This window comes from Azospirillum sp. Sh1 (assembly GCF_008365135.1).
Lineage (GTDB): Bacteria > Pseudomonadota > Alphaproteobacteria > Azospirillales > Azospirillaceae > Azospirillum > Azospirillum oryzae.
Genome location: NZ_VTTK01000003.1, coordinates 124,776 through 146,211, shown reverse-complemented (window position 1 = coordinate 146,211; position 21,436 = coordinate 124,776). Strand labels below are relative to the sequence as shown.

Here is a 21,436-nt window from a genome sequence, read left to right as displayed (position 1 = left end):
CATGCCCCTCCCCTTCCTGTCCGGATTGCGCATCGTCGACCTTGGGCAGTATCTGCCCGGCCCCTATGCGGCACAGTTGCTGGGCGACCTCGGCGCCACGGTGGTGAAGGTGGAGCCGCCGGGCGGCGATCCGTTGCGCCGGCTGGGTCCCGTCGACAGCGACGGCACCACCGCCGCCTACAAGCTGCTGAACGCCGGCAAGACCGTGATCCGCATCGACCTGAAATCGGCCGACGGGCGCGCGGCGCTGGAGGGGTTGCTGGCGAAGGCCGACGCGCTGATCGAAAGCTACCGCCCCGGCGTGATGGACAAGCTGGGGCTGGGGCGCGAGCGGCTGCGGGAGATCAACCCGCGGCTGGTCCATGCCAGCCTGTCCGGCTGGGGCTATGACGGCCCCTATGCGACGCGGGCCGGGCACGACCTGAACTACATGGCGGTCGGCGGCGGGCTGGATGCCTCCGGGCTGCCGGACCGGCCGGTCATCAGCTATCTGCCGGTGGCCGATTTCGCCTCGGCCCAGCAGACGGCGCTGGCGGTGGCGGGCGCGCTGCTGGGGCGCGAACGGACGGGAGAGGGCTGCTTCCTCGACCTGTCGATCATGGAATCGGTGCTGGGCTGGCAGGGCATGACCCTGACCGCGGCGGCGCGCGGCACCATGCCCAATCGCGGCGAGGCGCTTCTGTCGGGCGGGGCCGCCTGCTACCGCATCTATCGCACCGCGGACGGCCGCTTCGTCACCCTGTCGGCGCTGGAGGCCAAGTTCTGGGCCGGCTTCTGCGAGGCCGTCGGCCGTCCCGACTGGATCGCCCGGCAGGAGGACCCCCTGCCCCAGGCCGACCTGACGGCAGAACTGGACGCCCTGTTCGCCACCCGGACGCTGGCGGAGTGGAAAACCCTGCTCGATCCGGTCGATTGCTGTTTCGAGGCGTTGCCCGAACTGACGGAGGTGTCGGACCATCCGCACATCGCCGCCCGCGGGCAGGTCCGCGTCTCAGCCGGCCCGGAGCCGCTGGTGGAGACGCTGATGGGCCTGCGCGTCGACGGCGCCCCGCCGCCGGCTCGCGCACCCCTGCGGGAATGCGACGCCGCCGAGGTTCTGTCCGGCTGGGAGTAAGCCTCAGCCCTCCCGCCGGTAGGGCGACAGTTCCTCGTCCAGCGCCTCGATCTCCGCTTCCACGGCGGGGCGTTCCTGCTGAAGGTAACGCTCCACCGCGCGGCGGAAGCCGGGGTCGACGATCCAATGGGCGCTGTAGGTCGGCACCGGCAGATAGCCGCGCTGGATCTTGTGCTCTCCCTGGGCGCCGGCCTCGACGCGCGCCAGCCCACGTTCGATGGCGAAGTCCAGCGCGCGGTAATAGCACGCCTCGAAATGCAGGAAGCGGTAGCGCCCGTCCGAGCCCCAGTTGCGGCCGTACAGCGCGTCGTCGCCCAGCAGGTTCAGCGCGCCGGCCACCCATTCCCCGCCATCCTCGCACATCACCAGAACCACCCGGTCGGCCATGGTCCGGCCCAGCAGGTCGAAGAAGTGGCGGTTGAGATAGCCGCCGCCCCATTTGCGGTCGGCGGTGTCCAGGTAGAAGCGGTGGAAGGCGTCCCAATGCTCCGGCTTCAGCTCGTCGCCGGTCAGGGTGTGCAGGCGCACGCTGCTCTCCGCGACCTCGCGCCGCTCCTTGCGGATCGCCTTGCGCTTGCGGGAGTTCAGCGCCTCCAGGAACTCGTCGAAGCTGCCGTAACCGCGGTTGTGCCAATGGTACTGCACGCCCAGCCGCTTCAGCCAGCCGGCTTCGCCCAACCGGTCCCACTCCCCGCGCTCCGGAAAGGTGACGTGGGCGGAGGAGACGCCGTAACGCTCCGCCACCTGCTCCAGCGCCGAGATCAGCGCATCGGCGACGGCATCGGCCCGCGGACCGGGCGCCACCAGCAGCCGCGGCCCCGGCACCGGCGTGAAGGGCACCGCCACCTGAAGCTTGGGGTAATAGCTGCCGCCCGCCCGCTCATAGGCGTTGGCCCAGGCATGGTCGAAGACATACTCGCCGTAGGAATGGCTTTTCAGATAGGCCGGCACCGCGCCCACCATGCGGCCGGAGCCGTCATAGGCGGCAAGATGGCTGGGCTGCCAGCCGGACTTGCGGCCCGCCGATCCCGACTCCTCCAGCGCCAGGAGAAAGGCGTGGGAGAGGAAGGGGTTGCCGGGACCGGCACAGGCATCCCAGCCCTGCTGGTCCGCCTCGCCGATCCCGGTCAGAACCTTGACGGTGATGGCATCGTTGCCGTCGGGCATGCATGCGTCTCCTTGAACACTGGCAAGGAGGTAGGCCTCATGCCGCACTACAGCAAGACGCCGTCACCGCCGTAAATCCATCGGGGCACTTCCCTCAGGCCACTTCCAGAATCGCGTCGACCTCGACCGCGACGTTGCCGGGCAGCGACGGGGCGCCGACGGCGGCGCGGGCGTGCTGGCCGGCCTCGCCGAAGACGTCGCGCATCAGCTCCGACGCGCCGTTGATGACCAGCGGGTGGTCGTGGAAGTCGGCACCGGAGTTGACGAAGCCGCCCAGCCGCAGCACGCGGGTGACGCGGTCCAGGTCGCCGCCCAGCGCGGCCTTGGCCTGGGCCAGAATGTTCAGCGCGCACAAGCGTGCGGCTTCCTTGCCCTGCTCGACCGTGAAGTCCTGGCCGACCTTGCCGACGAACTTGCGCTCGCCGTTCCAGACCGTCACCTGGCCCGAGATGTAGAGGGTGTTGCCCGAACGGGTGTAGGGCACATAGGCGGCCACCGGGGCGGCAGCCTGCGGCAACTCGATGCCCAGCTCCGCCAGGCGTGCGTCGATCCGACCGGTCATGATGCTTCTCCCTTCCCTGCTTTGGCCCGCGTCGGGGCCATGCGTTCGATGTTTGGGACGTGGTTTGGAGCCCGACCATAGCCGCCCATGTCGGCCGGTGGGAAGATTCTTGCCGCCCCCGGCATCGGCAGAACCGTCCATCACCGGCAAAAGATTCCGGGAAACTATTACGGACGGCGGGCCGGAATGCTTCGGCCCAACCCTGCCCTTTTTGCCGACCTATTTTTATTTCACAGCAAAATCAATCACTTATGGCATTCCTGCGCAGTTGGCACGGCGCTTGAAATAGTGGTGTCAGGAAAACGCACGTTGCCTCGCCGGTCAAATGACCAGGGGCGGGGACAGCCTCAGAAGGAGACTAGGACCATGGCCGGAAATGTGACCCTGACCGCCTCGATGCGCACCAACCTGCTGCAGCTGCAGAGCACGCAGTCGCAGATCGACAAGAAGCAGAACATCCTGTCGACGGGTAACAAGATCAATTCGGCTCTCGATGGTCCCACCTCCTTCTTCGCCGCCAAGGGTCTGAACCAGCGCGCCGGCGACCTGACGTCGCTGAAGGACGCGATGGGTCAGTCGATCAGCACGATCCAGGCGGCCGACAAGGGCCTGACCTCGATCGACTCCATGGTCGACCAGGCCAAGGGCCTGACCACCGCCGCCTATGCGGCGCTCGGCAACGACGCCGCCTCCATCGCCACCCGCAAGTCGCTGGCCGCGCAGTTCAACACCCTGAAGGACCAGATCGACAAGCTGGCCGCCGACAGCGGCTATCAGGGCAAGAACCTGATCAACGGCAACGGCATGAGCATGGACAGCACCAGCGCGTCCCGTGCCGCCGTCAACACCATCGTCGGCGTCGACAACGCCCGCGTCACCAACGTCATCTCCGCCGACACCTATGCGATCCGCATCAAGGGCGACGGCTCGGTCGAAGGCAAGACCGCCGACATCTCCACCGCGGAGAACGCGCATGGCCTCGTCGGGCTGAAGCTGTCGGGCACGATGTCCAGCACGCTGGGCAGCTTCTCCGACGTCCAGATCGAAGTGCGCGGCGCCAACGGCCGCACCCGTGACTTCATCGTCAAGGACGGCGACGAGAGCCGCACGATCTCCTACTTCGACAACACCCAGACGATCGAAGCCAAACTGCAGACGGCGGCGACCTCGACGCAGGCGCAGGTGTCGACGGTGAACGTCAGCGGCACCATCGAGGAAGGCGACATCTTCACCATCACGGTGGAAGGCCAGTCCTTCAGCTACACCGCCACCAGCGGCGACGTCTCCGTCGGCCAGAACGCCGCCGCCAACGTGGCGACCCGGCTGCAGGCCTCGATCACCAACGCCATCGCCACCGGCGGCCGTCTGGCAGGCAAGGATGTCGCCACCGCCTCCGTCGGCTCCAGCGGCACCATCACCCTGACCGGCAACACCACGGCCGGCGTGGTGCGCGAAATGACGGTGACGACCAGCGCCACCAACGCGCTGACCAAGAAGATCTCCGAAAGCTTCGCGTCGGGCACGATCGTGTCCTTCACGGTCGACCGCCGCCTGCTGGAAGCGGCGAACAACCAGGGCAACGGCATCTCGACCATCGAGAAGAAGGTCGACCTGCAAATCCAGGTCACCAACTCCAACGGCGCCCAGGTCACCCGCGATGGCATGAACGGCCGCGGCGACGGCAAGCTGGACAACGGCGAGCAGTCCTTCACCTTCGACAGCGGCACGGTGCGCCTGAACGTCGACGCCAAGACCATCAAGCAGGCCGCCTCGGCGAACTGCTCGGCCAACATCGTCACCAAGCAGATCTCCGACGCCAACACGTCGAACGACATCACCGTCCAGCTGAACGAACGCAATACCAACTCGATCACGGTCAACGCGGTCAACCTGTCGACCAGCGGCCAGGGCCTGCAGATGGATGCGGCGCAGAACGGCTGGATGGACCGCGCCGACATCGACAAGGCGGTCGCCGGCCTGGATCATGCCAAGGCGACGATCCGCTCCGCCTCGCAGAACCTGTCGACCAACCTGAACATCATCACGACCCGCGAGAGCTTCACCAAGGAGTTCAGCGACGTGCTGACGGAAGGCGCCAGCAAGCTGACGCTGGCCGACCAGAACGAGGAAGGCGCGAGCCTGCTGATGCTGCAGACCCGGCAGCAGCTGGGCACCATCGCCCTCTCGCTGGCCAACCAGTCGCAGCAGTCGATCCTGCGCCTGTTCTGATCCGGAACGGCAATCAGGCACACAAAAAGGGGCGTCCCGCCGGGGCGCCCCTTTTCGTTTGTGGACTTCTCCAATCGGCTTGGCCCCAATCGGCTTGGCGCTGGTCAGCGCCGCCGCAGGGCCTCCGCGATCAACGCCCGGGCGTCGTCGGCCAGCGCGGCCCGGCCGTCGCCCCGCGTGTACATCATGTGGCCGCCGGGATGCACCGTCACCGAAACCCGGCCGCGTTCCCCCTCCGGCAATTCCAGCCTGGACGCGACCCAGCGCGATGCCATGTAGGGCGTGATCAGGTCGGTGCGGCCATGGACGATCAGCACCCGCAGCGCCGGCTGCAGGGTCAATGCCGTCTGCAGCGCGTCGACGGCGCTCGGCACCGTCATGCGCGGCCATTCCCAGTTCCGGTTCACCCGGTCGCTGAGCAGCCGGTAAGGCTCGTCCGTCCGCACCCCGAGCGCGTCGTGGACATAGGCGGCGAAGGCCGTGGTGTAGGTCGGGATCGTGCCCTTCAGGAAGGGGTCGAACGGCACGCGCGGCGCTCCCGGATCGGGGTCGGGCGCGGTGAAGGTCCCGTCATAGATGCTGAGGATCCGTTCCCGGTCGCGCAGAAGCTCGCGCGTGAAGACGCCCATCGGAACGCGTCCGCGCTGACGCCGCACGGTTTCCACCGGCAGGCCGGTGATGCGCGCAACCTCGGTGAAGACGTCCTTTTCCGCGTCGAGCCGACCGTAGTCGAGCCGGGCCAGTCCGCTCAGGTAAGGGCCGAGCGCGAAGCGTTCCGCCGTCTCGGCCGCTTGTTCCGGCGTGCCGGCCGTGCGCCCCAGCGCCGCGGCGGAGGCGGCCATCGACGGCAGCTTCAGGGCCGGGCCGAGGATGCCGTCCTCGTCGATGGCGGCGAAATCGACGACCGGCGAAACCAGTATCAGGCCGTTGACCGCAAGCCCGACCCGCTCGATCAGCTCGTCCGCCATTTTGGCGATGCGGAAGCCGCCATAGCTTTCGCCCGCCAGGAAGGTCGGCGACGACCAGCGGCCATTGCGGGTCAGCCACAGACGGACGATCTCCGCCATCGACCGCGCATCGCCCTCCACCGACCAGAAGCGCTTTTCCGTCTCGTCGGGTTTCACCGCGCGGCTGAAGCCGGTGCCGACCGGATCGATGAAGACCAGATCGGTGAAGGCCAGCCAGCTGTCGGGATTGTCGACCAGCGATGCCGGCGGACGCGGCAGGGTTCCGTCCGGCCCGAAGGCGACGACCTTCGGACCGGCGGCGCCCAGATGCATATAGGCGGATGCCGCCCCCGGTCCGCCGTTGAAGACGAAGGTGACCGGACGTGGGTCCTCGGACGGTTTCTTCGGTTCCGCCGGTTCGACGGTGTAGGACACCGTGAAAATGCGGGCCGCCAATTCCTCCTTAGCGCCGTCGCGAAGCGGCAGGAACTCGGCCGTCGCGCTATAGGCCAGCGCTCCGCCCGGCAGCGGCAGGCTGTGCCGGGTGACGCTGCGCTGGGGGTCGAAACCCTGGGGGCTGTCGGCTTTGCGGCCTTCGGAATTATGGCCCTCCGAATTGTGGTCGGCCGGCTTCGCAGCATCCGCCTTTTCCGCTTCGGTCGTGCCGCCTTCCGGCCGGTCCGCCGCAGCGGCGGCACCGGGGAGCAGCGGCTGCATCAGCAGGGCTGGAAGCAGGGCCATCGCCAACAGACGTGACAGGCTGCGGGAGCGGGAAGGCGCGGACAGGAGCGGCATCTGGGAATCCAAGACAGTTTCTGCGGGGCGGTCTCCAGCCACCGCATATTGCGGTCCCGCCCGCGATCCGCAACCGGCCCCGATTCCCGTGCCATTTTCAGGACATATTTTTTCCGGCGCCGGCGCGGCGCCGGACTTGCCGGTTGCGCTGCGTGATACAAACTGATTAACCCGAAAAGGTAACATCTTCCGGGTTAGAGTTCTTTCATTGCCCATCCGGGCCAACTTTGACGGGATCCCGCCGACATGCTCCTACCACGGCATGCCACCATACGCGCACGGCTGTTCCTCGGCTTCGGCGCGGTGCTTGTGCTTCTGATCAGCCTGACCGTCATCGGGGTCCGCGAGGTGAGGAAGATCGATGCCGATCTCACCCGGATCAACGACGTGAACAGCGTCAAGCAGCGCTATGCCATCAATTTCCGCGGCAGCGTGCACGACCGCGCGATCGCGCTCCGCGACGTGGTGCTGACGAGCGATGCGACGACCCTGTCCGCCGTCCTGGCCGACATCGACCGGTTGGCCGCCTTCTATGACCAGGCCGCCAAGCCGCTCGACGCCATGTTCGCGACCATGACCGACATCGAGCCGGAAGAGCGGGCAATGCTCGCCGGCATCAAGGAGATCGAGGCGAAGACCCTGCCGGCGCTCAAGTCGGTCATCGCCGCGCGCAAGGCTGGTGACATGGCGGCGGCGCAGAAGGCCCTGATGCAGGACGCCCGTCCCGCCTTCACCGAATGGCTGAAGCGCATCAATGCGTTCATCGACCTGCAGGAACACAAGAACCAGCAGATCGCCGCCCGCGCCCGCACCGTCGCCAGCGGTTTCCAGACGCTGATGTTGTCGCTGTGCGCCGCCGCCGTGCTGCTGTCCGGCGCCTTCGGCCTGTGGACGGTGGCGGCCCTGCGCCCGCTGCGCCGGCTGACCGACGCGATGCTGATGCTGGCCAAGGGCGACCTGAGCGTCGCCGTGCCGCCGTCCGAGGCCAAGGACGAGATCGGGCAGATCACCGGCGCCGTCGAGGTGTTCAAGGCCAACGCCGTGGAGGCCGACGCCTTCCGCCGCCGTCAGGCCGAGGCCGAACGCGTCGCCGAGGAGCGCAAGCATGCCGAGATGGCGGCGCTGGCCGACCGGTTCGAAAGCGAGGTGAAGGGCGTGGTCGACAGCGTCGCCTCCTCCTCCACCGAGGTGCGGTCGCTGGCGCAGTCGCTGGCGACGACCGCCGACCATACCGAAACGCAGGCGACCACCGTCGCCGCCGCATCGGAACAGGCGTCGGTCAATGTCCAGACCGTGGCCGCCGCCGCCGAGGAACTGGCCGCCTCCATCGCCGAGATCGGCCGACAGATCGGCGAGAGCAGCCGCAAGGCCAAGCAGGCCGCCGATCAGGCCGATGGCACCAACCGCATCGTCGACGGCCTGTCGTCCAAGGCGAACCAGATCGGCGACGTGGTGAACCTCATCAGCTCCATCGCCGGGCAGACCAACCTGCTGGCGCTGAACGCCACCATCGAGGCGGCGCGGGCCGGCGAGGCGGGCAAGGGCTTCGCGGTGGTCGCCAGCGAGGTGAAGAGCCTGGCCAACCAGACCGCCAAGGCGACCGGCGACATCTCGCAGCAGATCGCCGAGATCCAGACGGCGACGGCCGACGCGGTCCAGGCGATCCAGAGCATCGCCGCCACCATCGGCGAGGTGAACGTCATCGTCGGCACCATCGCCCAGGCGGTCGATGGCCAGAACGCCGCCACGATGGAGATCGCCCGCAACGTCCAGCAGGCGGCGGCCGGCACCAACGAGGTCTCCTCCTCGATCGGCGGCGTCCTGCAGGCGGCGTCGGAGACCGGAAGCGGCGCCAGCCGCCTGCTCTCCTCGTCCGGGGAGCTGTCGAAGCAGGCCGAACTGCTGCACGCGCAGGTCGACCGCTTCCTCGGCAGCGTGCGCGGCAAGGTCTGAGGCCGGCGCGGTCTGAAGCGTCCAGGAGGGGGTGGGGCAAAAGGTAGCAAAGCCTACGCTTGCCGGTTGCGGCCGGGGATACTAGGAAATCTCCGGTCGCCGCAGGTTCTGCGTGTGCCATCGGCCGGATGCACCCTTCGACCGCCGCCCCCCTTGACCGCTACTGGGCCCGTCATGATCGACAGCGAGAGCAACGACACCGTCGATTACGGCCGCCTCGTCTGGAGCGACGATCTGGTCCTGGGCGTCAACTCCATCGACGAGCAGCATCGCGAATGGATCGCGCTGGTCCAGGCCTTCGAAAGCGCCGTCACCGAAGGGCGGCCGGCCGAGGAGATGCGCAGCACCCTGGCCGCCGCCGTCGCCTACACCGAGTCGCATTTCGCCGACGAGCAGCAGGTGATGGAAGAGGCGGGCTATCCCTTCCTCGACGACCATATCGGCCAGCACCAGCTCGCCTGGGACCGGGTGCATGCCTTCGCCTCCGGTGAGGGGGCCGGTGAATTGACCGAAGAGGAGATGCGGCGGAGCCTGGCCGAATTCCTGCCGCAGTGGCTGATGCTGCACATCAACACCGCCGACCGCCAATTCGCCCGCTGGCTGAAGGGCACCATGGCTCCCGGCACCGCCCACGGCACCGCGTCCGGCACTGCCCATGGGGACCCGACCGGACCCGACGGCCGGGTGTTCGGCGACATTCCCGTCTGATTCCCGCCCCGCATGGGCTGGATCCGGACCGCCTGCCGTTGCGATTCGCCGGAACCGCCGCTACACAGGGGGCATCCGCGCGAGCCATCCCGTTTTCCGGAGCGTTCTTCCATGTCGACCCTGCCCGATCAGGCTACCATCGCCGCCACCGCGGCCAAGATCCTGCTGGAGATCAAGGCGCTGCACTTCAACGCCGAGACGCCCTTCATCTTCACCTCGGGCTGGGCGAGCCCGGTCTACACCGACTGCCGCCGCATCGTCTCCTTCCCGCGCGCCCGCAAGGCGCTGATGGATTTCGCCGTCGCCACCATCGAGCGCGAGATCGGCTATGAGGCCATCGACGCGGTTGCGGGCGGCGAGACCGCCGGCATCCCCTTCGCCGCCTGGATCGCCGACCGGCTGGAACTGCCGATGCAGTATGTGCGCAAGAAGCCGAAGGGCTTCGGCCGCAATGCCCAGATCGAAGGCCTGCTGACCGAGGGGCAGCGCGTCCTGCTGGTCGAGGATCTGGCGACCGACGGCAAGAGCAAGGAGAACTTCGTCACCGCGCTGCGCAACGGCGGCGCGCAGGTGACCGACACCTTCGTGATCTTCCACTACGGCATCTTCCCGCAGTCGAAGGTCAACATGGACGCCATCGGCGTCCGTCTGCACGCGCTGTGCACCTGGTGGGACGTGCTGAAGGTCGCCCGCGACAACCGCTATTTCGACGAGAACACCCTGTCGGAGGTCGAGAAGTTCCTGAACGACCCGGTCGGCTGGTCGTCGGCCCATGGCGGCAAGTCGAGCATGTGATGCCGAATGGGGGCGGTGCGTGCCGCCCCCTTGACGCCGTTCCCTCAGCCGCGGCGCACGTAGAAGGCGTCGCCCCAGCTGTGATGGAAGGGGCTGATTTCCTCGACCCGCTCGAAGCCGTGGGGGAACAGCAGATCGTCGATGTCGGCGATCCGGCCGCAGCCCTGGTAAAGCTCGGCATAATTCACCTCCACCGCCACGGCGTCGAAACGCCCCAGCAGCGGCCCGCAGCCGGCCAGGATCATCCGCTCCGCGCCCTGGGTATCGATGGCAAGCACATTGTAGCCGTCGGCATCGATGCCGAACTCCGCCAGTATGTGGGGGAGCGGGGCCGCGTCGACCTCGATGGTTCCGGTCAGGGTGATGCCGGGATAGACGTCCAGATGCTCCTTCGGCGGCAGCAGAGAACTGGACTGGCTGCCGCTCATTCGGGAAAAGGGGAGCCGTCCGACCCGGTCCGACACCGCGCGATTGATGCAGACGACATCCGGATTGCCGACGAAGCGGGGGGCCAAGCGGCCATAGGTGTCCGGATCAGCCTCGACGAACAGGATCCGGCGGCAGCCGGCTTCGACATACTGGGCATACTCCTCGCCCTCGTGCGCGCCGACATGGACGATTCCGCGCGGGACGACGCCATACCGCGGAAACAGGTCGGAATAGCGGAACATCGTCCGGTCGCGGGTGAAAAGCCGCTGCACATGGCGCGGCGCGACCGCCAGATGGGTGCAGGCGTCGTCTTCCGCCGACGGTTGCGTGCAGTGCTGCAAGGTCCGGCCGTCGAAACGGAACATCGTATAGCGATGGCGCTGCAACAGGGCATAGAGCGCCGACAGGTCGCCGGCCGCCCCATCACCGTCCCCGTCGAACTGAACAAAATCGATGCGGCGAAGCCGCAGCATCTCTCCGGCGCTTTCCAACACCGGCAGCGCACCGCCCACGCGATGCAGCATCAGCCAATCGACATGCCGCAGGCCAAGCGCGGCGCACCAGTTGTCCACCGGACCGGGTGCATCCCCGGCGATGACGATCCGGTCTTCCGACTTCAGTCCGTCGGACCACTCCTCCGCCCCCTGCCCGGCGGCGAGCAGCGTGACGCGCCCCGTCAGGAAATTCTCCAGCAGAGTGTTCACCGGCGCAGCGCTCATGCTCGTCTCATCTCCAAATCATCGGTCTTCTTGCCGAAGTCATGGTCGGCCGGACACGGGAACGATCATAAGGTCCGCTGTCGGCGAAAATGACAAGCGGCCTCGCATGCTGCCCACAGCCTCCCACCGGAGTTTCAGTGCGCAGCGGTGGCGGCTTCCTGGTCCGGCCGGGGTCGGTGGTTGAAGCGCACGCGGACGATTTCCCACCGCCCATGCGCCCCAGGGATACCGCCGTCGCAGGGGCGGCGGTCCAGCACGTCGAAGGAAAGCGTCGACAGCCCGTCGCCGGCCGGGATTTTCCCGGTGGACCAAAGCTCCTGAAAGACGCGGCGGTTGACCAGCGAGATCGGCGACGGCGCCGCATCCGGCGTGAAACCGTCATTGTCATGGTCGAGCGGCTGGAATCGGCCCTTGCGCCGGCCGGTCGGGATGCGGCGCGCCCGGATGCGCAGCGAGAAGTCGAAGTCCTCGTATCCCCAGCCCCAGAACTGGTTGGAATAGCCGTCGACCTGCCGCATGACGCCGTTCGGCATCAGCAACGCGCCGCCCATCGTGCTTTCCAGATTGGTGGTCACCGTGCGATCCGAGCGTCCCGGCGCCACCGGCCGCTGCTCCGCCCCGAACCAGAGGATGGGGGTGGGGCAATCGGCCCAGGAATAGTCGGCATCGACCGGCAGGTAATCGACGTCGTGCAGACAGGTGTAGTCGCTTTGCCCTTCGCCCAGCAGGAAGCCCGCATTCTTCAACGCCCCCCGGTTGAAGGGAAGGGCGGCCTCCTGCTCCACGATGGTGACGCGATAGTCGATCCTCGGCACGAGCCGGTCGAAATAGGCGCTCACCCACGGAACGAATTGCCGCAGATGGTCCTCCCGATCCCGGTAGGGGACGACGATGTGGAGCCGCGCGTCCGCGCTGTCGCCGGTCGTCATGTCAGTCATTCCCTTCCTGTGCGGCGGATGGCAAACCGCTGCCTCCCTCGGCCGCGATGGCGATCGCGCGCGGCTGTCCGCCCGCAAGATGAATGTCCCACATCGCCCGATAAGCCGCCTCCAGATGCCGGGTGAACCGCGGGGTATCGAACAGCGGGCAGGTCAGCCGATTGCGCACCAGCCGCTCCCGCAGGCCGCGGAGCCGTTGGGGCGAGCGGGCGAGATCGACCGCCGCCGCCTCATACGCCTCCTGGCCGTCGACGATCAGTTCGGGCAGCCCGGCGGCCCGCAGCAGGCTGGCCGCCACGCGCCCGGCAAAGGTCGTGCCCCGCCGCGTCAGTACCGGCAATCCCGCCCACAGCGCGTCGCTGGCCGTGGTGTGGGCGTTGTAGGGAAGCGTATCGAGAAACAGGTCCGCCAGCCGGTGGCGCGCCAGATGCTCGGCATGGGGTATCGGGCCGGCGAAGACGAGACGGCCGGGATCGAGGCCGCGGGCCTCGCCCTCGCGGCGAAGGTTGGCCGCCACCTGCGGATTGCCGGCATAGAGCCACAGAACGCTGCCCGGCACCGCCGCAAGGATCCGCGCCCAGCCGTCGAACAGGGCGGGAGTCACCTTGTAGGCGCTGTTGAAGCAGCAGAAGACGAACCCATCGGCCGGCAGCCCGCAATCCGCGCGCTCCGGAGTGGCGGCGGCGATGGCACGGCGGCGGTCGTTGGGCTGGTAGCAATCCGGCAGCCGCACCACCCGCTCGGTGAAGAATGCCTCCTCGCCCTCCGCGATCACATCGGGGTCGGCGAGGATGTAATCGACATAGCCGGCCCCCAGCGTGCCCGGATAACCCAACCAGTTGACCTGCAGCGGAGCCGGACGGGCAGCCAGGATGGATGTCCGCGAGAAGGTGGTGAAGCCTGTCAGATCGACCAGAATGTCGATACCGTCCGCCGCGATGACCTGTGCCGCATCGGCGTCGCCATGGCGGTACAGGTCGACGAACCGTTCAAGTCCCTGCTCGAACCGACGGCGCAGCGGGCTGCCGTCGTCGGCGCCGGTCGAATAGGCGGTGACGGCGAAACGCGACCGGTCATGCGTTTCCAGGGCATCCACCATCAGGTGGCCCATCGCATGCTCCCGGAAATCCGACGACAGATAGCCGATCCGCAGACGGCCATCCCGCGGAAGAGCGGCGGGCCGATGGGGGGGCCGGGAGACGGGACTCACGCCGCGGGCCTTCGCCGCCGCCCAGCGGGTCGCGGCCGATTGCTGGTCGGCAAGGGTCGAGGCGCAGGACAGGACGTCGAACGGGGATACGCCCTCCACCCCCTCCCGCACCCGGCGGAGAAGCAGCGCCTCCAGACCGTCCAGGTCACGCCAGTCGCAAAGCAGCCTCTGCTGGTGAACCAGTTGGCCCAGGGCCGCGCCATGGCCGGGAACCAGCCGTAGCACCCGCCGGCAGGCCTCCGCCGACACCGCGCTCCAGCCGCTCATCGCGGCGGCCATCGCCAGATCGGCACAGGCATCCGCGTCGTCGGGAGCCACGGCGACGGCATTGCGCAGGGCAGCGACCGCAAGATCGGGGCGGAAGGCCTCCGCCAGAATACCGGCCAGCCGCCGCCATGCCTCGGCGTTCAGCGGCTGCCGGGCGAGCAGGTTTCTCAGGATCGCCAGCGCGCCGTTGGACTCGCGCAGGATCGACAGGATCTGCGCCAGATTGATCTCCGCCGTCGGGAAATCGGGCTGCAGGTCCAATGCCGCGCGATACCCGGCGACGGCCTCGCGCAGGCGGCCGAGTTCCCGCAGGGCGTTGGCGAGATTGTTGTGCGCGGCCGGATCGGACGGCTCCAACCGGACCGCGGCGGCGGCGGCGCGCCAAGCGTCCTCACGGAGGCGCATCGCATGGGCCGCATTGCCCAAAGCCAGCCAGTTCCGCGCACTCGACGGATCGAGCGCGACCGCGGGACGACCGGCGGCGACCGCGTCGGCGGGTCGGCCGACGGCATGGAGCAGGCAGGTCAGGTCGTGCCTGATGTTCGCATCGAGGGGCGCCAGCCCGATGGCCTTGCGGAAAGCCGCTTCCGCCTCCGCATCATGGCCAAGGTGATGGAGCGCCACGCCCAGCCTGGACAGTGCCGAGGCGTCGGCGGGGGAGAGCCGCGCCGCCTCCCGGTGCGCGGCCACCGCCTCAGCGAAGCGTCCGAGATCCTGCAGGGCGACGCCGAGATTGTTGTGGACCTCTCCCAGATGGGAATGGGTCGCCAGAACTTTGCGGTAGTGGGGCTCCGCGTCCTGCGGCCGTCCCTGGCTGTGCAGGGCCAGCGCCAGCCCGTAATGGGCGTCGACCGAATCGGCCGCGACCCGCAGCGCCGCCGCATAGACCGTCGCCGCCGCGTCCCAACGGGCCATGCCGGCCATCGCCGCACCGAAATCGAGATAGACTTCCGGATCCTTGGCGATGGCCAACGACTTCTGGAACAGAACGACCGCCTCGCGCGCCCGGCCCAGCCGCAACTCGACGACGCCAAGCCGGTGCAGGGTCTTCGGGTTCTGCGGCTCGGCCTGCAGGGCTTCGAGGTAACGGGCCCTCGCCTCCTCCGGTTTGCCGGCCTTTTCCGCCGCCATGGCGCGGATGAAGCTGGCCGATGGACTTTTGTCTGCCATAGCCACCCTCAGTCGCGCCAGCGCGTGTGTTCCAGGATGCGGGGGATCCCGGCCGGACGTCTGGCATCACCCCAGTTGGAAATGTCGGGCATCGTGGTCACGCCATAGCGGCGGCCGAGCAGGCTGAGGATGCTCTGGTCGTGGCGATGGTCGCGGAACTCCGGATAATTCGGCAGGCCGCATTCGTTGGGGGCGTCGGTGATCAGCCGGGCATCCTGGGCATAGCGCAGCCATCGGGACATGAAGTCCCTGCTTTCCGGCCCGCGCTCGCAGACGATGAAGCTGGCGAGGATCTGCGGCGCGTCGATGAAGGGAGGCCGGTCAAGCCCCATGAAATGGAAACAGTCGCGCTTCGTCCAGACGCGGTTGCTGTGCCGATCCTCCAGCGTGAACAGCAGCACCGGCAGGTCGCGCCGCCGGCGGCAGAGTTCGATGACCGGATCGACGCTGTGGACGAAATGGGCGCCGCTGTCGCAATAGAACAGCATGTCGCCATCCTGCAGATGCTCCCGCAGCATGAGATCGATGAAGTAGGGCTTCCACAGCCAATAACCGGCCCCGCGCGGCTGATCCAGGATATGCCGGTTCCGTGCGACGAAGGTGGCGTCGATGTGCTGCCGCCCCATCATGGCAACGCCGTCGAAGCCGCCGACGGCAAGGCCGGTCTGCGCATTGTGTTTCTGCGCCGTGGTGAAGGCCCCGTCGGCATAGTTCAGCAGCACCCGTTTCATCGTCCGTCCTCCCGCCGCTCAAAGTCGGCTTTCGATCCATTCGGCCAGACGGAATGCGTCGAAATAGAAATCCTCCGCGCCGAGGAAGGGCGGCGTGCTGCGATAGCGGCGGTAAATGTCGTAGTCGTCATCGGCTGCCAGGATGGCATCGACGGCCTCCTCGTCGGACGCATAGCGCGACACGTCGATGAAGCTGCCGGCGGCGACATCCCGCAGGACCCCCGGATCGCCCCAGTAAAGCGGCACGGCGCCCGCCTGGAAGGCGTCCAGGATCTTCTCCGTCAGATAGCCGGGATGGCTCGCATTCTCGAAGGCGAAGGCGAAGCGGTAGCGCGAGAAGACGCGGATCTTCGGCAGCCAGCCCATCTTCACCACGCTGCCGGTGTTGTTCAGCAGCCAGCCGACCGACTCCACATGGCGCCGGGCGCAGAGCATCTGGAAGAAGTCGTTGCGCCGGGCGCAGTTGGGGTTCTTGTAGAGGAAGGCGCAGAACTTCCGCTTGGCCGCCTCCTCCCGCGTCGGCGGCGCCGGCGGCAGGACGGGATGGCAGAAATGCGGCGTCGCCCCCTCGCGCCTGTGGTCCCAGGCGTGCATGACGTAGAGCGGCAGGCGGTAATGCCGGGGGTCGTCGATGCGGTCGAACGACACCGACATGTCGACGCCGTCGAGCGGCGGCCGCACATTCTCGCCGGTGAAGAACATCGACCGGGCCGTCCGCGCCTCGCGGTGCCGGGTGCCGAACACCGACACGATGGCGAGATCGCAGTCGTTGTCGACGACCGATACGTCGAAGCGGGCGGACAGGATATCCACGAAGAAGTTCGCAGCCGGATCGAACTCCGGCCAGAAATCGAAGAAGGCGATCTTCAGCCGCGGCCTCGATCCGCGCCCGCCGCGGTCCGGCCCATGCAGCAGAAAGCGGTCGAGACGCGCCGGATCCTGATGGGATGAAGCCAGAAATTCCAAAAGGAAATCGCTGGTCCGCTGATCGATCATGCCCAGGACGCTCCCGCACGCACTGATTGCCGCGAGCGGCCCCTTGCCTCGGACAAGCTCGGCGGCCACACCGTAGGTTTGCCGCCGCCCGCTTGCCAGCGCTATTTTCGGAACCATCGTGCGGCATTTGACCGGCGAAGCGGTTTCGCAGTTGCACAGGGCGCATGTGAGCGGTCCTTGACCGCACGGCCCGCGCCGCTAATATCCCGCGCCATGGACGTCTCTGTACGGATCCCGATGATGATGCGCGCACCGGCGCATCGCGCGCGAATTACCGGCCCGGCTCTCTGAGGAGGGCCGGGATCGAGACCTTATGTGCGTCGGGTGGCAGGAACCAGCCGCCCGATGGTGACGCCTTCCCCCAGGGATCCGAATATGACCCGCGATTACAAATCGACCGTCTTCCTGCCGCGCACCGACTTCCCCATGCGCGGCGGCCTGCCGACCAAGGAGCCCGAGCTGCTGAAGCGCTGGGCCGAGATGGACCTGTTCGGCAAGCTCCGCACCGCCGCCAAGGGCCGGAAGAAGTTCGTGCTGCACGACGGCCCGCCCTATGCCAACGGCAACATCCACATCGGCCACGCCGTCAACAAGATCCTGAAGGACGTGATCGTCCGCTTCCGCCAGATGCAGGGCTTCGACGCCGACTATGTCCCCGGCTGGGATTGCCACGGCCTGCCCATCGAGTGGAAGATCGAGGAGAAGTACCGCAAGGCCGGCAAGAACAAGGATGACGTACCGCTCATCCAGTTCCGCGCCGAATGCCGCCAGTTCGCCGAGGAATGGGTCGGCATCCAGGCCGCCGAGTTCCGCCGTCTGGGCGTGGAAGGCGACTGGAAGCACCCCTACGCCACCATGACCTTCCCGGCCGAGGCGCAGATCGTCCGCGAGATCCACAAGTTCGCGGTGAACGGCGGCCTCTACAAGGGCTTCAAGCCGGTGATGTGGTCGGTGGTCGAGAAGACCGCGCTGGCCGACGCCGAGGTGGAATACCACGACCACACCTCCACCACCGTCTTCGCCCGCTTCCCCGTCTGGGGGTCGTCGGCGCCGGAGGTGGACGAGGCCAGCATCGTCATCTGGACGACCACCCCCTGGACCCTGCCGGCCAACCGCGCCATCGCCTATGGCGACGAGATCGAATACGCGACCTTCAAGGTGACCGCCGTCGCCGAAGGCAGCAAGGCCGTGGTCGGCGAGCGTCTGGTGCTCGCCACCGGCGTGGCCGAGGGCGTGCTGAAGGAGGCCGGCGTCACCGAGTGGAAGCAGTTGCACCGCTTCCCCGGCTCCCGCCTTGCCGGCACCTATTGCCGCCATCCGCTGAACGGCAAGGGCTACGACTTCAAGGTGCCGCTGCTGGCCGGCGACTTCGTCACCACCGACGCCGGTTCGGGCTTCGTCCACATCGCCCCCGGCCATGGCGAGGACGACTTCCGCCTGGGTCAGGCCAACGGCATCGAAGTGCCGCAGACGGTGGGCGAGGACGGGCGCTATTACGCCCATGTGCCGCTGTTCGCCGGGCTGGCGGTCTACACCGACCAGGGCAAGCCCGGACCGGCCAACAAGGCGGTGCTGGAAGCGTTCGAGGAAGCCGGGTCGCTGCTCGCCACCAACCGCATCAAGCACAGCTATCCGCACAGCTGGCGCTCCAAGGCGCCGCTGATCTTCCGCACCACGCCGCAGTGGTTCATCTCGATGGAGACGAACGATCTGCGCAAGGTGGCGCTGCAGGCGATCTCCGACACCCGCTGGGTCCCGACGCAGGGCGAGAACCGCATCCGCTCGATGATCGAGAGCCGTCCCGACTGGTGCATCAGCCGCCAGCGCGCCTGGGGCGTGCCGATCGCGCTGTTCGTCCGCAAGTCGACCGGCGAGATCCTGCGCGACGAGGCGGTGTTCGCCCGCATCGCCGACATCTTCCAGCAGGAGGGTGCCGACGCCTGGTTCGCCCGCGACCCGCAGGACTTCCTCGGCAACGCCTATTCCGCCGAGGAGTTCGAACAGGTCCGGGACATCGTCGACGTCTGGTTCGAGTCGGGCTCCTCGCACGCCTTCGTGCTGGAGCAGCGGCTGGAGGAGCTGGCCTGGCCGGCCGACCTCTATCTGGAAGGCTCCGACCAGCATCGCGGCTGGTTCCATTCCTCGCTGCTGGAAAGCTGCGGCACACGCGGCCGGGCGCCCTACAACGCGGTGCTGACCCACGGCTTCGTGCTGGACGAGCAGGGCCGCAAGATGTCCAAGTCGCTGGGCAACGTGGTGGCCCCGCAGGAGGTCTGCGACCAGTATGGCGCCGACATCCTGCGCCTGTGGATCATCAACTCCGACTATTCGGAGGATCTCCGCATCGGCAAGGAGATCATCAAGACCCAGGCCGACCTGTACCGCCGCCTGCGCAACACGCTGCGTTACCTGCTGGGCGCGCTCGCCGACTACACCCCGGCCGAGCGGATCGACGCCGCCCAGATGCCGGAGCTGGAGCGCTGGGTCCTGCACCGCCTGTCGGAGTTGGACGCGTTGGTCCGCGAGAAGATCGAGGCCTATGACTTCCACGCCCTGTTCGTGGCCCTGCACAACTTCTGCGCGGTGGAGCTGTCGGCCTTCTATTTCGACGTCCGCAAGGACAGCCTCTATTGCGACCCGGTCGATTCGGTGCGCCGCCGGTCGGTGCGGACGGTGATGGAGCATCTGTTCTCCACCCTGACCGCCTGGCTCGCGCCCATCCTCTGCTTCACCGCGGAAGAGGCGTGGCTGGCGCGTCCGGATGGCCTCAAGGAGGGGGGCGGCTGGACCGAGGAGAGCGTGCATCTGCGCGGCTTCCCGGAGGTGCCGGCGGACTGGCGCAACGACGCTCTCGCCGCGAAGTGGGAGTCGGTGCGCAACGTCCGCCGCGTCGTCACCGGCGCGCTGGAACTGGAGCGCGCCAACAAAACCATCGGCTCGTCGCTGCAGGCCGACCCGACAGTCTATGTCGACTCGGCGACCAAGGCCCTGCTGGCCGACGTCGATTTCCAGGACGTCTGCATCACCTCCGCCATCGAGGTGACGGACGCCGCGGCGCCGGAGGGGGCCTTCACCCTGCCCGACGTCCCCGGCATCGCCGTCGCCCCGGCCCTGGCCGAAGGCGAGAAGTGCGAGCGCTGCTGGAAGGTCCTGGAGGAGGTCGGCACGGTCGCCGATCATCCGACTCTGTGCGTCCGCTGCTCCGACGCGGTGGCATGAGGCCAGTCGCCACAACCGCGGTCCTATCCCCTCTCCCCCCCGGGGAGAGGGTTAGGGTGAGGGGGTTCGGCCTGCCGGACGCTCCTCGCCGCGCATCCCCCTCACCCCGACCCTCTCCCCGGGGGGGAGAGGGAGGATCCGTGGCAGCATGAACGCCTTCGTCGCCAACCAATCCCGCTCCTACTGGCTGTTCGGGCTGATCGTCGCCGTGGTGGTGGTCGTGCTCGACCAGGCCAGCAAATGGTGGATCCTCGAACAGGTCATGCAGCCGGTGCCGCATGTCGTCGAGGTCACGTCCTTCTTCAACCTCGTGCTGGTGTGGAACTACGGCGTCAGCTTCGGCACCTTCGCCGGCGGCGGGGCGCTGATGCCCTATATCCTCAGCGCCATCGCTGCGGTGATCGCCGTCTGCCTGATCTTCTGGCTGCGGCAGGCCGAACGGCGGCTGATCGCGCTGGCGCTCGGCTTCATCATCGGCGGGGCGGTGGGCAATGTCGTCGACCGGCTGATGCACGGCGCGGTGGTCGACTTCCTCGATTTCCATCTCGCCGGCTGGCATTTCTGGGCCTTCAACGTGGCCGACAGCGGAATCAGCGTCGGCGTGGTGCTGCTGTTGATCGACGGACTGTTCGCGGGCCGCGAAAAGTCGTAAGAGTTCCGTCGCCGGTGGCGTTATAACCGCCGACGAGCGCTGACCATGCGGTCCCGACCTTCGGGCCGGGTCGCTACGACGTGACAGACGACGGGATCTTCCGAACGTGACCAGCATCTCCTCCGCCCTCTCCTCCACCCGGAATCGGCTTCCCGTGGTGCGGCTTCCGCTCATCGGGCTGGCGCTTGCGGCGATGGCCCTCTCCGGCTGCTCGGATGTGCGCCGGTCCATCGGTCTCGACCGCCAGAGCCCCGACGAATTCGCCGTCGTTTCCCGCGCTCCGCTGACCTTGCCGCCCAGCATGCAGGACCTGCCGAAGCCGCGCCCCGGCGCCGCCCGCCCGCAGGACAGCACGCCGACCCAGACGGCGGCCGGCGCCGTGTTCGGTGGCGGCGCGCGCCGCACCGGCAAGGCGGCCGGCGAATCGACCGGCGAACGCTCGCTGGTCGCCCAGGCCTCGTCCCGCGACGGCATCGACCCGAACATCCGCGCCAAGGTCGATCAGGAAACCACCCAGCTGATCGTCGCCGACAAGAGCTGGATCGATTCGTTGCTGTTCTGGCAGAAGCAGGAACAGCCCTACTCGCTGGTCGACCCGGCCAAGGAGCAGCAGCGCCTGCGCGAGGCCCAGGCCCAGGGCAAGTCGCTGGACGGTGCCGCCACCCCGACGATCGAGCGCAAGCGCAAGGCGCCGCTGGAAGGCCTGTTCTAAGCGACGGCCATTCGGACCGCCGTTTCAGCCTTGTCCAAGGCACGACATCACACCAGTTTCCGGGGGCGCCCTTCCCAACGAAGGGCGCCCTTTCGATTCGGACCTCCTGATCCGGGAGCCCTC

General features: G+C 67.7%; 16 protein-coding genes. 8 read left to right on the top strand and 8 right to left on the bottom strand.

Annotated features, from left to right (window positions below; genetic code table 11):
- Nucleotide 1: 1 nt before the first annotated feature.
- Entirely contained in the window at nt 2-1,114 is a 1,113-nt protein-coding gene (locus tag FZ029_RS05165; protein ID WP_149268264.1) for a CoA transferase, read from the top strand.
- Between the two features lie 3 nt (nt 1,115-1,117).
- Here the strand turns inward: FZ029_RS05165 and FZ029_RS05160 are convergent, their stop codons facing one another.
- Nucleotides 1,118-2,281 carry a GNAT family N-acetyltransferase gene (locus FZ029_RS05160; RefSeq protein ID WP_149268263.1) on the bottom strand — a complete coding sequence of 388 codons (1,164 nt, stop codon included), beginning with the start codon at nt 2,279-2,281 and terminating at the stop codon, nt 1,118-1,120.
- A gap of 94 nt (nt 2,282-2,375) precedes the next feature.
- The gene (locus FZ029_RS05155; RefSeq protein ID WP_085088381.1) at nt 2,376-2,843 is read right to left on the bottom strand and encodes a RidA family protein; all 468 of its coding nucleotides are present in this window, start codon (nt 2,841-2,843) and stop codon (nt 2,376-2,378) included.
- A gap of 366 nt (nt 2,844-3,209) precedes the next feature.
- Here FZ029_RS05155 and FZ029_RS05150 point away from each other — a divergent pair, with 366 nt between their 5' ends.
- Nucleotides 3,210-5,072 carry a flagellin gene (locus tag FZ029_RS05150; protein ID WP_149268262.1) on the top strand — a complete coding sequence of 621 codons (1,863 nt, stop codon included), beginning with the start codon at nt 3,210-3,212 and terminating at the stop codon, nt 5,070-5,072.
- A 104-nt stretch (nt 5,073-5,176) separates the two neighbouring features.
- Here the strand turns inward: FZ029_RS05150 and FZ029_RS05145 are convergent, their stop codons facing one another.
- Nucleotides 5,177-6,814 (bottom strand): septum formation initiator, encoded by a 1,638-nt coding sequence (locus FZ029_RS05145; protein ID WP_149268261.1) that lies wholly within the window; start codon nt 6,812-6,814, stop codon nt 5,177-5,179.
- Between the two features lie 246 nt (nt 6,815-7,060).
- Here FZ029_RS05145 and FZ029_RS05140 point away from each other — a divergent pair, with 246 nt between their 5' ends.
- The 3 genes from FZ029_RS05140 (at nt 7,061) to FZ029_RS05130 (ending at nt 10,270) form a co-directional block, all read left to right on the top strand.
- Nucleotides 7,061-8,767 (top strand): methyl-accepting chemotaxis protein, encoded by a 1,707-nt coding sequence (locus tag FZ029_RS05140; protein WP_149268260.1) that lies wholly within the window; start codon nt 7,061-7,063, stop codon nt 8,765-8,767.
- Nucleotides 8,768-8,941: 174 nt separating this feature from the next.
- The gene (locus FZ029_RS05135; RefSeq protein WP_149268259.1) at nt 8,942-9,475 is read left to right on the top strand and encodes a hemerythrin family protein; all 534 of its coding nucleotides are present in this window, start codon (nt 8,942-8,944) and stop codon (nt 9,473-9,475) included.
- Between the two features lie 111 nt (nt 9,476-9,586).
- Entirely contained in the window at nt 9,587-10,270 is a 684-nt protein-coding gene (locus tag FZ029_RS05130) for an orotate phosphoribosyltransferase (protein ID WP_014247028.1), read from the top strand.
- 44 nt (nt 10,271-10,314) lie between these two features.
- Here FZ029_RS05130 and FZ029_RS05125 read toward each other — a convergent pair whose 3' ends face one another.
- From FZ029_RS05125 to FZ029_RS05105, 5 genes are all read right to left on the bottom strand, one after another.
- Nucleotides 10,315-11,418 (bottom strand): FkbM family methyltransferase, encoded by a 1,104-nt coding sequence (locus tag FZ029_RS05125; RefSeq protein WP_149268258.1) that lies wholly within the window; start codon nt 11,416-11,418, stop codon nt 10,315-10,317.
- A gap of 134 nt (nt 11,419-11,552) precedes the next feature.
- Nucleotides 11,553-12,356, bottom strand: coding sequence for a galactosyltransferase-related protein (locus FZ029_RS05120; protein WP_247892150.1), 804 nt, complete (start codon nt 12,354-12,356; stop codon nt 11,553-11,555).
- Nucleotides 12,349-15,003 (bottom strand): tetratricopeptide repeat protein, encoded by a 2,655-nt coding sequence (locus tag FZ029_RS05115; RefSeq protein WP_149268257.1) that lies wholly within the window; start codon nt 15,001-15,003, stop codon nt 12,349-12,351. Before FZ029_RS05115 ends, FZ029_RS05120 begins: the two co-directional genes overlap by 8 nt.
- 8 nt (nt 15,004-15,011) lie before the next feature.
- Nucleotides 15,012-15,734 (bottom strand): hypothetical protein, encoded by a 723-nt coding sequence (locus tag FZ029_RS05110; protein ID WP_149268256.1) that lies wholly within the window; start codon nt 15,732-15,734, stop codon nt 15,012-15,014.
- A gap of 18 nt (nt 15,735-15,752) precedes the next feature.
- Complete coding sequence (locus FZ029_RS05105; protein WP_149268255.1) at nt 15,753-16,730, bottom strand: glycosyltransferase family 10; 978 nt, start codon at nt 16,728-16,730, stop codon at nt 15,753-15,755.
- A 375-nt stretch (nt 16,731-17,105) separates the two neighbouring features.
- Here FZ029_RS05105 and ileS point away from each other — a divergent pair, with 375 nt between their 5' ends.
- The 3 genes from ileS (at nt 17,106) to FZ029_RS05090 (ending at nt 21,313) form a co-directional block, all read left to right on the top strand.
- On the top strand, nt 17,106-19,949 hold the full coding sequence (ileS, locus tag FZ029_RS05100) for an isoleucine--tRNA ligase (RefSeq protein ID WP_149268254.1): 2,844 nt from the start codon (nt 17,106-17,108) through the stop codon (nt 19,947-19,949).
- Nucleotides 19,950-20,097: 148 nt separating this feature from the next.
- On the top strand, nt 20,098-20,601 hold the full coding sequence (gene lspA, locus FZ029_RS05095) for a signal peptidase II (RefSeq protein WP_149268253.1): 504 nt from the start codon (nt 20,098-20,100) through the stop codon (nt 20,599-20,601).
- A gap of 106 nt (nt 20,602-20,707) precedes the next feature.
- Entirely contained in the window at nt 20,708-21,313 is a 606-nt protein-coding gene (locus FZ029_RS05090; protein ID WP_136705252.1) for a DUF3035 domain-containing protein, read from the top strand.
- Nucleotides 21,314-21,436: the final 123 nt, after the last annotated feature.

What these genes read in the sequence shown, in the direction of transcription:
- FZ029_RS05165 (WP_149268264.1), top strand. Translation starts at nt 2, where the DNA reads ATGCCCCTCCCCTTCCTGTCCGGATTGCGCATCGTCGACCTTGGGCAG.
- FZ029_RS05160 (WP_149268263.1), bottom strand. Translation starts at nt 2,281, where the DNA reads ATGCCCGACGGCAACGATGCCATCACCGTCAAGGTTCTGACCGGGATC.
- FZ029_RS05155 (WP_085088381.1), bottom strand. Translation starts at nt 2,843, where the DNA reads ATGACCGGTCGGATCGACGCACGCCTGGCGGAGCTGGGCATCGAGTTG.
- FZ029_RS05150 (WP_149268262.1), top strand. Translation starts at nt 3,210, where the DNA reads ATGGCCGGAAATGTGACCCTGACCGCCTCGATGCGCACCAACCTGCTG.
- FZ029_RS05145 (WP_149268261.1), bottom strand. Translation starts at nt 6,814, where the DNA reads ATGCCGCTCCTGTCCGCGCCTTCCCGCTCCCGCAGCCTGTCACGTCTG.
- FZ029_RS05140 (WP_149268260.1), top strand. Translation starts at nt 7,061, where the DNA reads ATGCTCCTACCACGGCATGCCACCATACGCGCACGGCTGTTCCTCGGC.
- FZ029_RS05135 (WP_149268259.1), top strand. Translation starts at nt 8,942, where the DNA reads ATGATCGACAGCGAGAGCAACGACACCGTCGATTACGGCCGCCTCGTC.
- FZ029_RS05130 (WP_014247028.1), top strand. Translation starts at nt 9,587, where the DNA reads ATGTCGACCCTGCCCGATCAGGCTACCATCGCCGCCACCGCGGCCAAG.
- FZ029_RS05125 (WP_149268258.1), bottom strand. Translation starts at nt 11,418, where the DNA reads ATGAGCGCTGCGCCGGTGAACACTCTGCTGGAGAATTTCCTGACGGGG.
- FZ029_RS05120 (WP_247892150.1), bottom strand. Translation starts at nt 12,356, where the DNA reads ATGACTGACATGACGACCGGCGACAGCGCGGACGCGCGGCTCCACATC.
- FZ029_RS05115 (WP_149268257.1), bottom strand. Translation starts at nt 15,003, where the DNA reads ATGGCAGACAAAAGTCCATCGGCCAGCTTCATCCGCGCCATGGCGGCG.
- FZ029_RS05110 (WP_149268256.1), bottom strand. Translation starts at nt 15,734, where the DNA reads ATGAAACGGGTGCTGCTGAACTATGCCGACGGGGCCTTCACCACGGCG.
- FZ029_RS05105 (WP_149268255.1), bottom strand. Translation starts at nt 16,730, where the DNA reads ATGATCGATCAGCGGACCAGCGATTTCCTTTTGGAATTTCTGGCTTCA.
- ileS (WP_149268254.1), top strand. Translation starts at nt 17,106, where the DNA reads ATGACCCGCGATTACAAATCGACCGTCTTCCTGCCGCGCACCGACTTC.
- lspA (WP_149268253.1), top strand. Translation starts at nt 20,098, where the DNA reads ATGAACGCCTTCGTCGCCAACCAATCCCGCTCCTACTGGCTGTTCGGG.